Origin of the sequence: Pseudomonas sp. R3-52-08, from assembly GCF_003851745.1 — a bacterium.
In the GTDB taxonomy this organism is placed as follows: Bacteria; Pseudomonadota; Gammaproteobacteria; order Pseudomonadales; family Pseudomonadaceae; genus Aquipseudomonas.
This window is the reverse complement of record NZ_CP027730.1, coordinates 3,835,202-3,850,863: the sequence shown is the minus strand read 5'-3', so window position 1 is coordinate 3,850,863 and position 15,662 is coordinate 3,835,202. Positions and strand designations below refer to the sequence as shown.

The window sequence follows — 15,662 nt, the reverse complement described above, 5'->3', positions numbered from 1 at the left end:
AGTGGATTGATTTGAACTGCTGATTCCACTAAGTGCCGAAACAGCTACCACCCAGAGGATATAGCGATGACTGAAGAAAAGAAGAAAGAGCCCGAGCAGGAAACCCCAGCGCACTCCACTGAGCAAGAGCGTGAGCGCTTGAAGGACTTCAACAAAGACGGCATTCCGCCTGGCGCTTGCTGATCTGTTCGCCACTTGACCCAATAGGCAGGACGTTCTAGCTGGATGGCCTCGACGCCAGGTTCATGACCATCTCGTTGCTCCGCTGAAAGCGACCTGCCTGGTCAGCAGCGTTTTCGCCTCATAGACCTCCTTGTTCCGGGGGAACCTTGTTGGCCGATATCCAAAGATTTTCGATGCTCAGCAACGGCGGCTGGTTGTCTGAGGGCAATGCTCCCTGTGCCAGTTGGATCGGATCGTCGGCGCTGAACGCGCGCAGGGTCAGGTCGATCCGGGCGTTGCCCTGGACCGTGGCTTTTTCGGCCAGGCGCCAGCGATCGATGGCCTGGCTGAACGTGTTGATGAAGGCGGGCGGGGTGTTCAGCGAAGTGCTCACCGGCAACATCAGCGCGGCCGGCAGCACGGTGCGCGCGACGACTCCCTGCCCGGCGATGTCGTAGCTGTAGCGCCCCTCCATGCCCACCTGGACCGTGGTGCCGTTGCTGCCTGAACCCAGGGCGGCAAAAAACACATTCAAGTAATCCTCCAGACTCGCCTTCGCCACTGGCAGGCTGTCCAGGGAAAAGCTGTCCTGGATGATGTGGGGGCTGATGCTGTCGACAAAACGCACGACCGGTGTGGAGAAGCGGAACAGCGGGTTGGTGTGCAAGGTGCCGATCTGCGCGGCGGGGAACAGGATGCGGTTGCGCTCCACCGACAGCGAAGCCCACGCGTCCTGATGATCGAACACGTTGAGGGCCGGCAGGCTGGTACAGCGCTCGTTGACCAGCAGCGCTTGCGCATAATCGAGCCATTTTGCCGGCACCACATTCTTGAGGCGATAACGGTAGGCGACCGCCCCGGGGATGTCCGGATCGATGACACTCACCGCCTCGTACTGCGTCGGATCTATTTCCACCCGTGGCGCCGGCAGGCTGACCTCGCCCCATTGCGCCAGGGTGGCGCTGATTCGGCCGGTACCTGGATCGTAGCTGGCCGCCACATCGTTGATGGTCATGTCCAGCAGCAGGGTCTCGGCCGCCTCTCGCCCGTCGACCATCACCCAAGTGAGCACCTGGCTGAAGGCGCAGGTCAGGGCTTGGGGGGGCACAAACGCGGTTTTACTGCGGATCGGACTGGCCCAGGCATGGTAGGCATCGGTGACCTCCTGGACGATGTACACGAAGGCCGCCACTGCATGCTGGGCCGCAGCGATTTGCACTTCGGTCGGCTGGCTGACATTGATCCCGGTGAGGTTCTGCTGCATGGCCACTTCGATGCTCGGGTAAACAGTGACGAACTGGGCCAATGCCGCGACCAGGCTTTTACCGGTGCTGCGCAACGCGCCGTTGGTTGTCGGGGTGTTCAGGGCTATGGCGACGTTGAGGCTGTCCTGGGCGGCACCCCGGACCAGGGAGTCAAAGGCATAAGTCCACTTGCTCAGGTCCGAAGCACTTTGCGCCGTCTGTGCCCAGGCTGTCGCTGTCTGGCGCTGGACCGTCGGGGGTTCAGGCAAGGCTCGCAGCAGCACCGGCAGGTTCATGGTCTGCCCTCCGGCCAAGGGGATCAGCAATGGCCCGCCGATCAATGAGATCCAGTTCGACTGGGTGTAGCCGCTGATCCCCGGGACGCTGCGCATGTCGTGTTCCAGGTGACTGACCTGCAACGCCAGTTCCAGTGGTACATAGCTCCTTGCTGCCTCGTTGCGGGAATTGAACACAAACGCAAGGGCGCTTTCGCCAACCGAAGCCTGCAAGCGAATGCGGCCGCTGCCGAAGGCGTAGTTGTCGTTCCCTGTGCCGGGCGTTGACTGACTGGAACCCGAAACGGTCGGCTGGCCGTACAGCGACAACGTTTGGTCGGTCGCGCTGCCTTGCACGCAGAAGCCGACGATAGCGGTGGTGCTGTAGGCCGAGTACAGCTGGTTGAGCAGGGCCTGGCGCAGTTTTTCAGCCGCTGCGGCCCGGGTTGCCCCGTCTTGCGGACCTGCCGATAGCACCGGTTCCAGGGTGGACGCGATATCGTCAGCCAGCACCTGTTTGGCGCTGAGGATTTTGCCGAGATAACCGTCCTTGAGCGGGTCCTTGCTGCCCAGCAGGGTGTCGAGCAGGAACACCGAGGGGGCATAGGTCGGTGACAGGAAGCCGTCGATGGCCTTGAGGGCTGTTTCGAACCAGAGGTTCTGATCGACGCCCGTGAGGTTGAGTGTCGCCAAGTCATCGCCAGGGAACGGCTGGTCCGGCCGGTAGGTGGGGTAGATCTGCACGCTGTCGGAGGTCAGGCTGTTAGCGATCGGCCGGGCTGCGAAGTAGCCTGGGACCGGATCGATGCGGTAGCGAATACCTGCCGCGCCGTCCTGCTCGGCGAAACGGACGGCCCATAGCGTCTGGCTGCGTCCGTCCGGCGTGCTGCCGGGGTCTGCGGTGCCGCTGCCGACCCGTGTCAGCCAGGCGCCGGGGCGCAGGAACAGCGCCTCGAAGGCTGCGGCGAACACGCTATATCCACTGGTGCTGGCGGTCACTGGATCGGGGACCGGCAGCAGCGTACTGGTCACCGCCACGCCGCCTGCCAGGCCGGCGACATCCGGCGCCACCAGGGTCGAGACCCGCCGCAGGCCGAGGGTCAGGCTCAGGGGCAGGATCGAGCCGGGCGCGAGGCTATCGATATCCACCGCCAGGCACAGGCGCACGGTAGCTGGTGGTGCTGCAGCGGCGCCCTGGGTCAATTGCCCGAGGTACAGAATCACCCCGTTGATGTAGTCCAGCAACGGCTGCGACTGGCTGACGTCGAGCTGGCTCAGCGGCTGGGCGAACAGGCTGTTGACCAGTTCCACGCTGACCGCGCGGCCGTTGCACCAGGGCAGGTTCAAGTCCTGGTAGGACTGGTTCAGTTGATAGTAGATCAGGCTGAACATCTCCAGATCCTTACCGGCCTGGACCTTGATGTCGCCGCCGCCGGCCGGGTCGTAGCTGGAGGTGTCGAGGCTCAGGTGGATAACCAGTTGCACGCCGCCGGCAGCGGCTTCATAGGTGTAGAAGGCGCGGGTGTTGGGCCAGGCCGACAGGGCGATCAGGCGATCGTTGTAGCGCAACGGCAGCGGAGGATGGTTGAGGCTGCCACTGTAGCCGGGCGGTGGCTGCTGGAAGGGCGTCACGGTGATGTTGCCAAAGATGTCCAGCCAGGAGAGGTTCACCTGGGCGAAGCTGCCCACACCTCGATAGGGGTTGTCGGAGGCGGACGGCAGGCCTGGGTCCACCGGCTGCGGGGCGGCATTGCTGGTAGCGCGGCGGGCCAGGCCAAGGGTTTGCTGATAGAAGTACTGGCTGTCCTCGGCCAGAGCGTTGAGGGCCTCGCGTCGGCTCTGCGGGTTGCGCATGGCTCGACGATGGATTTGCGCCTCAAGTTCATCCGCCCCAATGTCCGGCCGCTGTGGCCCGAAGGGCAGGGCCAGGTCGCTGGCGCTGTACCAGGGCGAGCCATCGATGCCTGCACTCAGCACCGAGTAAAGGTTGTACAGGTAGGCACTGGCATAACCGTCCGGGTCCACGCTCGGGGAATCCACCGGTGGCGGGTTGTCACGCAGGACACTGAAAGCGGCATTGCCTTGGTTGAACACCGCTTGCAAATCGAAGGTCCGGGTATCCAGCGTCAACGCACTGCCGCTGGCCAGCAGCCCGACTACCCGCTCGGCGCCGACCGCCAGTGCATCGAGATCGAGTCCGTAGTAGTCGGCCAGGGACCGCAGGCTGTTACCCGGTGCAAGGCTGCCGTCAACGACATAGACCAGTGCCGGGATGAACAGCGCCACGGTGCTGATGGCGCTGACGCCGGGGTTGAGGGCCGCGATTTGCGCGGCGCTGACCGGTTGCAGTGCCCCCACCGAGTAGTAGCGGGCCAGATTGTCGAGGATTGCCGCAGGCACGCCATTGCCTGCGCTGGCGTCGGCCGGTGTCACCAAGTGAATGATGCCGTCTATGGGTACTTGTGCGTTCGTGGTCAGGGTCGCGCCCGGGTTGAGTTCGGCAATGCGTCCGGAGCCGATACCGTAGAACGTCGCCAGGCTTTCCAGGCTGTCGCTGGCACGGGTCGGCTGGCTGACACCGGCGGTGCTGGCCGAGCGCAGGGCCATGTGGCTGCCTTGCTGGATCACCGTATCGGTGGTGACAAAGGCATTGATGAAGTTGCACAGGCGGCCTAGCAGGGCACCCCGTGGATAGGTCATTACCAGGGTCAGGGTCGCCGTGCCACTGTCGTCGAAAATCCCATCGGGCAACCCGCTGGCGGCGATCACGTCGTAATAGCTCAAGTAGTAGCCGCCCGAACGGACGGTAGACAGTTCCCAGAGCAGTTTTACCACTTCCTGGGGAGGATTGAGGATGCCGCGCGTCCCCGCGTCGTCGGCCGTGCGCGGGGTCATCAAGTCGGGTGGCGGGTTGGTTTCGGTCGACAGGTTGGTCTGCGTCAGGAACGCGAGGAAGTCGCTCTGTGCCTGACTCAGCAGGTTGCTGGCCTTGGCATTGCCCTGGGGCATCAGCAGGAACTGGCCGCTGATGATTGACGTACCCAGCTCGCTCACCGCGCTCAACAGGCGCTCCAGTAATTGCGCATCGGTGGCCGAAGGGCCGAGCAGTTGGTAGGTATACGCCAGGCTGCTGCCATCGCTGGCAATGACGCCGGGCTGGGCCTGGGGCAGCCGCTTGATGGTGAAGTCGACCCGTGTCGCGTAGCTGTAGGAGGCTATTTCGCGGCGCGTGGTTTCGAGGGTCGCGGGGTCGGTTGAAACTTCCCAGGGAGTGAAGGCCGGCAAGTAGGGCAGTTGCTGCGAGAGATCAGGCAGTTGCGGGGCGAGACAGCCCACTCGCTGGTTGCTCAGCCGGACCAGGCCATCCGGCAGGGACCAGAGTATAGGTTGCACGCTGGGCGCCTCTTCGGTTGAGGCTCGCAGGTTCGGCTGGCAGAGGTCACGCAACTGCTGCAGGTCAGCGGTCGACCACAGGGAGATGCTTTTAACCGCATAGTCTTTCGGGCTGCGGGCAACGGTCGGCAGCAGGCTGATGCTCGGTGCCGGCTGGAACTTGCCGTGTTGCGCGTAGGCCAGCACCACGCAAAGGTTGCTGTAGGCCTCGTTCAGGTTCATTGAGCCGCTGCTGCCGTCGGCGATCGTTACGAACGACAAGTCGACACCATGGCTGCTGGCGTCCCGGCGCAGGCTGATGGGGAAGTCAGTCCCGGGCATCTGGTCGGTTGGCGTGGGGAACTGCTGGCCGGTCAGTTGATAGAGACCATAGGCGCTCTGGTTGTTTGGGTAGAGAAATTGCGCGCCCAGGCTCAGGCCGCCCATGCCCGCCGGGTTTGACGGCAGACGCAGGCCATAGGCCAAAAAGCGCGAAAGCATGCCGGCCAATTGGGCCAGTTGATCGGTGCCCACCACCACGGCCCACAGGTCTTGGGTAAAGAGGCTATTGAGGGCTGTCAGGGTGATCTGTTGCGTGGCAAATAGCGGTCCGACACTGACGTTGCCGGACAGCGGATCGCTGAACAGGGCCATGGCACTCACGCCAAAGCGTGCGCCGCTGCTGTTCAGGCTGTCGCCGGCGGCGGTCTGGTACGCCAGGCTCGGCAGCAGCAACGGTTGGCCCGGCAACAGCAGGTCGGCCATGATGTACAGCGCGCTGTCCATGGCCAGTGCGGGCAGGTCGATTCCCAGGGCCCTGGCCAGGCTGTTGAACGTTTCTCCGGGGCCCGTGGTGTATTGGTGAATGTCGTTGCCCACCATCAGGCTGATGAGTTGACCGGCGGCAATCACCGTCGAGTTGCCGTTGGCCAGGATCAAACCCGCCGCAGTGGTCGTCCAACGGGCTGGCACGGCGCTGTCAGACCAGGCCCGTGCGACGCTTGCCAGGGTGTCGCTGCTTTGCAGGGTATAGGCGGGCAGAGGGATGCTCAGAGTCAGCCCACCGGTCAAGGCGACTTCAGCATTGGGCCGGACAATATCGTCGAGGGTCAGGCTGTTGCCACGTGCTTCATTGGTCCATTGCAGAATCTGCTCGATGGAGTTGCCGTTGGCCGTGGCATAGGCGTAGTCGTCAAAGGCATTGAGGGCGACCTGCAACAGTTGCCGGCCGATGACCATGAAGGCATCGGTAAAAATCACGGCGGCCATCGATTCGTTGGCATCGTCTGCAGCGCGCAGCGGCGGCGCGCTGCGCTCATCCTTGGCCGTGACAACGGCCGCCAGTTCCTTGAATAACTGCGCGACGTTGCTGCGATAGGTGCTGTTGGTGCCCACGTACTGGAGAAAGTCCAGGGTCGCGCTACCGGCGTTCGCCAGGGGGACGTTCAGGGACAGGCCGTCGAAGACCGGGAACAGCACCGAGCCGGCCTCCAGCACCTGCTTGATCTGCGCCTGGTTGGCAGCGTCGGGCAAGGTGATGCTGACGTCGAAGGACGACAGGAACGTCAACAACTCGCTGATGCCGAACGGCGGGTTGGCCAGGTCGGCAAGGCGTTCGATATCCACCTCCAGCAGGGCCTTGTCCACCAACGTGCCGAGGATGTCGGCCAAGGTGTCCTGCTCGCTTCTGGCCGAGCCCAGGGTGCCGATCAGCCACGGCAGGTAATCGGCGCACAAGCGCTCGAAACTGCTGGAGCCAACCGCCTGCCGTGTCTGTTGAGTCGGGGACGGTGCGTCCATGGTCAACAGGAACACGAAAGCACCTTGCTGGCCGCTGTAGCTGTTCACGCCTTCGTTGCACATCACGGTGAATTGCGGCGTCGCGTACAGGTTCAATGCCGGCTTGGTTGCACTGCGCGGCACCGACATTGCCTTGGGTGTGACGGCCCGTCGCTGGCCGGCGAGCTGCAGATGCCGAGCCTGGCGAGCCAGCAACGCGGTTGGCTCGGCCCAGGGAGCCGGGCCGCTGTTGAGGGCATTGATCTCGAAGCGCGCCGAGACGTCGGCATGGAATGAAAAGCTGATGCTGAAACTGAACAATCCCAGGTCGATCTTGACCTTGACGCTGACTTCCACCGTGGCTCGGGCCGCGATAGGAATTGGCATGTAGCTCTCGTACGTCAGCGAGAGCGACAGGGTGATGCGCACGTTGACCGCCGCCGAAATAATCGCGAAGTCGATACTGCCGTAGAGCAGGCCGATGACTCCGACTGTGCCCTGGATCTTGAAGTAGTAGTCGTCCTGCACACTGCCGTTGGCCGTGACCAGCGCGGTGGACGGGCGATAGGCGTGAAAGGCGGCGATAGTGCCCTCCAGGATGCCGAATACCGTCAGCGCGAAGCCGGCCTTGAGCGGCCCCTTGACGAAGTTGTAGCCCAGGCCCAGTTGCAGGCCCACGCCGAAGACAATCACCGGGTCGAAAGTGCCCTGGGTGGTCTTCGGTACCTGGGTCGCGGTGACCGACGAGAGCTTGCCCAGGTAGAAACCACCGGCACCCAGCACTGGCACGCCGTAGACGATCGCGCTAATCGAGAACGAGCGGCTGAAGTCGAGATTGTAGGGGAAGCCGATGTCGATGAAAAAATCGCCATTGGTATAGATCTTCACTCCGATCTCCGGCAGCACGATCGATACCGCACCGAAGTTCAGGTTGCGGATGCTGTCGGGAAAGGTCCATTCGATCTGGTAGACGCCCACATCGTCGGTGATTTTCTTGTAGAGGATGTCGAGCACCAGATTACCCAGCGCCTTGGCCTTCTCTCCGGCAAGGGCCAGGCGCAGGCCGTAGAGGTTGGGGTCGTTAAATACCAGCATCAGGTCGACGGTCCAGTCCTTGCCGGTCTTGAGCAGCAACAGTTGCCCGGCGATCAGCCAGTCGCTGTTGCGGTTGTAGTACGGCGTGCCCTTGGTACCGCTGTCGCCAGGGTTCAGCGGGTTGCTGGAGCCGGTGGTTGAAGGCACCGCTTTCAAGGCGTCGATCACCGCTTTGGTATTAGCGAAGCTGTCGTAGCCACTGATGGCCACGCGTTGGCCGAGTACCAGCAACGGTAGGCTGAAATAGTCCGTACCTTGGCCTGGAACCGAAGGCAGCTTGTCCACGGGCTGACCTTTCTGGGGATCCAGCAGGTTGCTCCAGTCCTGTTGTTCCTCGGGATTGTTGCCTTTGAACACAGAGGAGCCGTCGATGCCCAGGGTGATTTTGTCAACGCCGTCGACCTTCTTGCGCTCGAATACCAGGCCGTCGATGCTCATGAAGCCCAGGTCGATCTTGCTCGCCAGGGTGTATTTGGCGGCGATGGTCGGCGTGCTGCCGTTGCTGGTTTCCAGGCTGATGACCAGCGACAGGCCGTCGAGGGAAACCTGGTTGAGCACGTCCCAGGGTGAGTCGAGCGTGAAGTAGGGGTCGCCCAGGGACTGCATGAGTTTCTGGATCAGACGCCCCAGGCTCCAGTTTTTCAGGGTGAAGGTCAGGGTTTTCTTGTCGACCTGATAAATCGCCGTCAAGCCTTCCCAGGACAGGCTCAATTGGGCATTGCTGCCCTGATTGTCGGGCGCAAAGCTATAGCCCAGCAGCACGCTGTCGTTGAGGAAGCTGAAATCCCACAGCGTAGTGGCGCTGCCACTGTACTGCTGCTGGGCGGGTTTGCTGGCGTCGTAGCTCAGGCTCAGGGTGGCCAGGGTGTCGACGCTGAAGGCCTGGCCCAGGTTGAAGGTCCAGCGCAGGCTACCGGCGACGGTGTAGCGGTCGATCGGCGTCGCACCGGTGGCAAGAGTGGCGTCCACCTCAAGCGTGTCGACCAGCAGGGTGCCGGGCAGGAAGTCGGGGAATGTGAAGGCGCCACCGAAGCTGAGGAATTGGCTGACCAGCTGTTGCACATCCACCGGTTGCGCCAGCCGTGCGGCGACGGTCCAGGTGGCTGGGGACTCGGTGCCGTCATAGTCGATGCTGGCGTTGGCGAAATACGGCCCGATGCCGACCAGTCCGCCGATGCCTGCCTGGTAAGTGGTGACCGGCGCGGTATTGGCGACACCGCTGGCACTGGTGGGGGTGGTGGCCTTGATATAAAGCTGACCGTCGGTGACCGAGAGTATCGGCAGGCCGTCGAGCGTGAACAGGTTCAGGTCCAGTTCGAAGCCGGCGTTGAAGGCGTAGCTCTTGGCGCCCACGTCAAGGCTCAGGCCTACGTCGGACAGCGAGGCATCGACGAAGCTTTTGGGAATGCAGATCAAACCCAGGGTGAGCGCGGCAATCAGGTCGTTGAGATTGGCGGTACCGTCGAAACGTGCAAGCAACTGGAGGTCGGAATTGAATTGGACGAAGAACAGGCCGTTTTCGCCGGTGGTCTTGCCCTTGAACACCTCGGGCAACAACAGGAACTGGGTCTGGAACAGAAAACTATAGGCACTGCCCTGGGGAAGATAGTTGATGCCCCATACCAACTCGAAATCGGTGACGCCGAACACCAACTGGTTGGTCGGGTCCTGCAAGGGGACCCAAGGGTGCTCGACATTGATCACCGTCGGGTCTGCGCCCAAGGTCACGCTGGCGCTGCTCAGGGCCAGGCTGGGGCTGGTGGTGCCGCTGAGGCTGAGGCTGCGCAGGCCGATCCCGGAGAGGAACTGCTGCAAGACCGGTGGCGTCCCCGTGAAAAAACTGCCTTTGTTGTCCAGCAGGCCGATGACCGTGGCCGGGGTCAACAGGGCGCTGCCGTCGTCGCTGTGACCGAGGTAGAAATTGAACGCGTTGCCATTGTTGATCTGGGCCAGGGCGCGCATCTGGTAGTCGATGGATTGACCGCGCTGATCCGTCAGGCTCAGGTCGAGGCCCAGATACAGGCTGACCTGCTGGTCGTAGAAGGCTTGCGCCGGGTCGTCGCCGTCCTGCAGTTCCGGTGGGCCGATGATCAACCCGAAAACCGGTGCATCGACACTCAGGTACAACAGTTTCAGGCCGCTGTCCGTGCCGAGGAAAGGCGCCTGCAGGGTCGTGGTCGGCATGAAGATATCGATCCCGTCGACCTTGGCGAAATCCATGCTGCCGCTGAAGGGCAGGGCGAGGGTGGGAAAGCCCAGGCCCTGCACCACCGCGACCGCATTGCTGAGCTGGGCGGGCGGCGTCAGGTTGGCGGCAAAACCCTGGCAGGGACCCAGGTTGTCATTGAAGGTGAACACCGCGTTGCTGATCGCTGCCCACTTGAAGGGAATCCCGGTGGCAAAACTCGACAGATCGGACCAAGTCCAACTGGCCGGCGTGGTGACGATCTCCAGGCTCAGGGCCTGCGCGCCGTCGATGCCGCTCAGGCCGAAGGTCAGCACCAGCCCCTGCTGCACGTCCTGTTGCAGAAACCGCGCACTGACGCCCGTGACCTTGAACGTCTGGCTGGTCGGGTTCAGCGGTTGCACGCTTTGCGCGGTCAGGCTGATCGACAACCCGGCGACAGACGATTGGAAGGCCGCGTTGAGGTCGCTGTCCAGGCTGTCGGAAACGCTGACGCCGGCATCCGCCAGGCCTGCGATCAGGTAGTCACGGGTGAGGAGGATCGGGGCGCCGGCATCGCGAGTCAGTGCCGCGGCGAGGTTGCTCAGTGGGTTGTTGGCCATCTGTCTTCTCCTTGAATCAGACCGTCACGAACAGGGCCAGGTGATCGCTGGTGGAGCGGATGTGCCCCATGTTTCGCCAGCCACGAAAACGTTGCCGGTCGCCAGCGGCGAATGCCGGCGCCGGTGATGGCGGCCAGCCGAGCGGAGGCGCCTGGAAATCGCTGGCGATGGCCACCATGCCCACGGGCGCACCGCCAGGCGCGGGGTTGACCACATTCAGCGGCGTGCCGACCACGGTGTTGGCGATGGTGAAGTTCCCGGCCGCGCCGCCACGTACCAGGATGTTGTCGATCGAATAAAGGTTGCTGCTGCTCGACGAGCCTATGTAGCGGTAACCCGGATAAGGCACGGCGCCCACGTTGGTCGACCAGAAGATCGTCGATTTCTTGCTCTTGAGGTGGGTGGCGAAATAGCCCATGTAGGCATCCAGGGCTGGAGGCGGGGCCGCGGCCGGTGGCTGCAGTTGCAGGGCGTAACCCAGGCCCGTGATCGGGGCGTAGCGCAGTGGATCATTGCCGGTCTGGCTCAGCAGGTTGACATTGAAATCACCGGTGATGACCCGGGTTTCCAACGCGCCCAGGGCGGCGCTGATGTCACGCACGTTGGCCAGGCCGTTGAGGTAGGCATTGGCCGCCACGTACTGCGGGGGCGAATGGATGGCAAACAGCGTGAGGTTGCGCTGCACCACCACGGGCGGGCCGTCGACGGTTTCACAGAACGTCACCATATAGGGTTCGCGCAGGCCGCCATAGTTGAGGGGCGCGCCGAGGTTATCGACGAAATCGACCCGCGCCGCGCACCGGCTTTCGGACAGGTTGCCGGGGTTCAGGGCGGCAGGGGGAATAGCGCGACCGGCGACGGTAAAACAAGCGTTGGTCTGCAGCGGCGGGTAGTTGCCGGCGGCGGGCGCGGGCAAAACGGTGGGGTTGAAGCTGATGCCATTGCCCGCCGGTGACCAGGCGTTGGGGCCGGTGAACAAGCGTCTGCCGGCCGCCACGCCGGGGCCCGCCGGGATCACCGGTTTGTAGAACACCGCGACGCCCTCGGCTCGCCCGGCCTGGCCGACCACCAGAGGCGGCACCAGGTTCCAGTCAAGGCCGGTCAGGTTGCGGATGCGCAACAACAGCTCCACGCAACCTTGCCAGCCGCCGGTTGGCGAAATCAGTGAGCCTGGGCCGTGGCTCGGGCCACTGGCGGTCTCTACCACCACAAAGATGTCCGGGTTGAACGCGGTGATATGGGCCAGGATCAGCGCCAGTCGGTCGGCAGCGTTCAGGTCGGGAATAAACGCCCCGGCGCGGTTCCGCTTGGTGCTCAAAGGGCGGATCTTGTTATAGCCGAAGCTCTCGATGTTCCAGTACAGGACGCGCGTCATGAGGCGATCTCCGATGGCCCGGTCAGTGCCGGATGCGTGGACGTATCCGGCGCCAGGGCCTGCAGACGTTCGGTGTCGCTGTCCGGATCTTTGACGTAGGCGGCATACCAGCCCAGGCTGCCGGAGGACTGAGGGTCGCCGAACAGGAAAAACTGCAGGGTCGCCCCCGGGGGCAACTTGGCGATGCCGAGGATCTTGATTCCGATATCGGTCAGTTGCAGATTGAAGAATTTCGCCTGCGGATCGGGCTGCCCCGGAATGGTCTGGTAGAGCAGTTTGATCGGTCCGGTGGACACCTTGATGATTCCCTGCAGGGAAAACACGCTGGCGGATGGCGCGGCGCCCGGCAGGCTCAAGCCAACGAAGAGCATGGGGTTGGCGTCGGTGCTCTGGCTGTCGGGCGACCAGGCAACCAACAGGTCGGACTCGAAACCAGCGCCCGAGACCAAGGCGCCGGGCGATCCCATGGTGACTTTGTAGACAATGCCCGACCAGGCTCCGGACATAGGCTTGAGCGACAGGTTCTCCGGCAGGACCGGGAGAAAACCGTAATCCGCGGGTTTCTTCTGTTCCGGCGCCTGGATGAATTGCTTGAGCTGCAGGGTCAAACCCTTGTAGAGGCTTTTGCCGCGAACCTGGCTGGTGACCGGATCGAATCCCAGGTTGCCGGGATTGAAGCTGAAGCTCACGGCGTTGGGTGTGGCGCTGGGAAAACTCATGCCGATCTGCAGGTTGGTATAAGCCAGGCCCTCGTTGCGCGCACTGCCGTCTTCGCTGCCAAAGGACAACAGGTCGAATGGCCCGGCGGAGGTCTCGAGCAGGGCGAAGTCCAGCTTGCCCCACAACAGGAAACGACTGGCGGTGGTGACGCCGCTGTCCGGGCTGCCCAGGGTGTTGAACTGGATGCGATTGACGGATGCGGCCGGCAGCACGTTGCTGTCCAGGTTGAACAGGTAGCTCTGGCTTTGTTCGAAGACATAGGTGGTGGTGTCGTTTTGTTGCAGGGCGCTGCCGTCGAGGACCATGGCATTTACGGCACTCGGATCTTCGGCGCGTCGTGTGGCCTGGATCGCTGAACCGAACAGGCGGTCCAGGCTCAGTTGGATACGACTGTTGAAGGTCACCAGCCTGGACTGACGAAACAGTGCCTGGAGCTGGAGGACGCTGAAGGCATAACCTTCGGTCGTGGCCAGGGCGATGGGCATGTCGGCGTCCGCGCCGTTGGCCCGGGCCTGTTCATAAGCCGGGTTCTGATAGTCGATCAGTCCGAAGAGGTTGGAAATGCCCTGGATATCCAAGGTGTCGTCCTGATGGCTGATGCGACTGACGCTGGCACCGAAGTGGTGGGCGAGAAAGCGGCTGTAATCGATGCCGGCGGCGATCCCGGCCAATTGCTCGGGGAGGCTGTCCAAGGGCAGGTCGGCATTGAGCACCATAAAGCCTTTCCATTCGGGGTCGTTGACCTGAGCGACGAAGTCCGCATAGAGGCTGTCCGGTGTGGCGGCGGCCTTGAGTTCGGCGGCGCTGATGAAATCCTGCAGCCACTGGGACAAACCGGTGTAGGCCAGGGTCTCAAGCCCCGGCACCAGGTCTGCGGTTTTCGAGAACGTCTCGGGCAGGGTCCAGCGGTTGGGATTGTCGATGCGCTCTTTCAGGCTGCCACTGCAATATTTCATGATCAGCACGTTGCGGTAGCTGGTGGTTTGCACGCCGGCACCGATATTGGCGATGAAGTGCCAGTCGGCGATCTCCAGGTGGTTGCTGAACGTTGCGCCCTGGGTGAAAAAAGGTTGCGGGTTGACGCCGACGAGAAATAACTGATTGGTTTGCAGCGCTTCGTGCAGTGCCTCGGTGGGCTGTTCGAAGGCAAAATCCAGCATGCTCTCGGCAGATTTCGAGCGTGCCAGCAGCACTTTGCGGTAGCCGATACCGTCCGGGTCCAGGTCCACCAGCAAGCCTTGCGGTGTTGTCGCTCGATCGGGTTTTTCGGCCGCGTCAGCCGGGCCCCGTTGCAGGCGTTTGAGCCGTGCGGCCCGCCTGCCCGGCAGGGTGGCGGCGCTGATCAGGCTCTTGCGCGAGGCCGCAAGAATCTCGCTCTCGAACTGGGTCAGGTTGACGCCCGTTGTATTGGGCATGCCGGCATACGGCACCAGGGGGAAGGCGAAGCCTGGGGTTTGCGGGAGCGGTGTGCGTGGCGCGGCGGGGGCCAGCATCACGGTGTCGCCAGCGGCCGCGGCCTGGCCATAAAGCGGGCTGCCGTCGGGCTGTGCGCTGTAGGCCGGGATAGAGGCGCCGGCAATCAGGCTGCTCCAGGAGGTCCGGTAATCGCCGGTCAGCAGGGCGGTGACCGCGCCGCTGGTGGGGGACACCAGGCTGCTGGTCGGGAATGGAAAGATGGGTGCATACGCCGATTGAGCGGCGAGCAGGCGTATGCGGTCATTTTCGGTGGGGCTGGCCGCGGGATTGTAATTGGAAAAGCTCAGCCATTCGGTACCGAAGATGCCGCACAACAGCGATTGCCCGACGGCGGCGGGAACGGTCGGCACACTCAAGCCATAGTCACCGCTCAGGGTGAGGCTGTAGCTCGCGCCATCATCGCAGAACACCAGGCTGGCCGCGTGGGGCAGGGGCCAGCCATTGGCATCGAGGCCGTTGAGCGGGACCAGATTGATGGGGTTGCCGGCAGTGCTGCGCCATTGACTGGGCAGCGAAGTGCTGCCGGCAGCGGCGAAGGTTAGGCCGGTTCGGATCAACCCGGCGGCCAGTTGCGTCGCACTGATGTGCTGGTTCAGCCGGTCCAGCGGGTCGAGGACACCGCCCATGTTCAACGTGGCCGGCATGCCGATCGGGTTGAACACCGGGTAGTTGAGCAGGGTGTTGCCGGTCCCGGTGTTGACCACATAGGCAAAGCCGGTCTGGAAATACCGCAGCGCAGCCACGGGGTTGTAGGTCAAGGCATACACCAGGCTTGCGGCCTGGCTACCGTCCAGCGGTACATAGGCCAACGGCTGCAGCGGGGGAGTCAGTTGCAGGCCGCTGTCTGCCTGCAGTTTGTCGTTGAAGCCCATGCTGATGCCGGTACTGGACTTCAGGCGCAACGCGTTGAGGTCGGCATCGTATTTGACGAAGGTGCCGAAGTTGATGAAGAAGGTCAGGCGGTCGCCGAGCTTTATGTTGAGGTTGTTCTGCACTTGGCAGGACGTTCCCAGGCTGATGCGCAACCCATAGTCGTTGAAGCGTTTGGGCGCCGGCAGGTTGCCGCCCGGCAACCAGAGCAGCGCCCTGCCGACGAAGTTGCGCTGCTCGACGGCAAACAGAAAGGCATAGAGGGCGGTGACGAAAGCCGACGGGTCGCTGCTTAGGCTGACCGGCTCGCTGGGGGCGAACAGGTAATGGCCGGCCTGCTTATCGAACGCATCGGCGGGGCTCAGGCTGGCCGGCAAATTGGCGGGCAGGGTGCCTTGGGGCATCACGTAGCCGCGCCAGCCATAACCACTGTCATCGGGCAGCGCATAGGCCGCGCTGTTGGCAATTTGCTGATAGTCGGACGGGGTGGCGGCGCGGCTGGTCATG

The 15,662-nt window shown here is 63.1% G+C and carries 3 protein-coding genes; all 3 read right to left on the bottom strand.

Annotated elements, in window-relative coordinates:
* Positions 1-301: 301 nt before the first annotated feature.
* From C4J91_RS17485 to C4J91_RS17475, 3 genes are read right to left on the bottom strand one after another with little or no spacing between them, the layout of a single operon-like run.
* On the bottom strand, positions 302-10,714 hold the full coding sequence (locus tag C4J91_RS17485) for a peptidoglycan-binding protein (RefSeq protein WP_124363489.1): 10,413 nt from the start codon (positions 10,712-10,714) through the stop codon (positions 302-304).
* Positions 10,715-10,730: 16 nt separating this feature from the next.
* Positions 10,731-12,089, bottom strand: coding sequence for a hypothetical protein (locus C4J91_RS17480; RefSeq protein ID WP_124363488.1), 1,359 nt, complete (start codon positions 12,087-12,089; stop codon positions 10,731-10,733).
* Positions 12,086-15,661 carry a hypothetical protein gene (locus C4J91_RS17475; RefSeq protein WP_124363487.1) on the bottom strand — a complete coding sequence of 1,192 codons (3,576 nt, stop codon included), beginning with the start codon at positions 15,659-15,661 and terminating at the stop codon, positions 12,086-12,088. Before C4J91_RS17475 ends, C4J91_RS17480 begins: the two co-directional genes overlap by 4 nt.
* Position 15,662: the final 1 nt, after the last annotated feature.

What these genes read in the sequence shown, in the direction of transcription:
- C4J91_RS17475 (WP_124363487.1), bottom strand. Translation starts at nt 15,661, where the DNA reads ATGACCAGCCGCGCCGCCACCCCGTCCGACTATCAGCAAATTGCCAAC.
- C4J91_RS17485 (WP_124363489.1), bottom strand. Translation starts at nt 10,714, where the DNA reads ATGGCCAACAACCCACTGAGCAACCTCGCCGCGGCACTGACTCGCGAT.
- C4J91_RS17480 (WP_124363488.1), bottom strand. Translation starts at nt 12,089, where the DNA reads ATGACGCGCGTCCTGTACTGGAACATCGAGAGCTTCGGCTATAACAAG.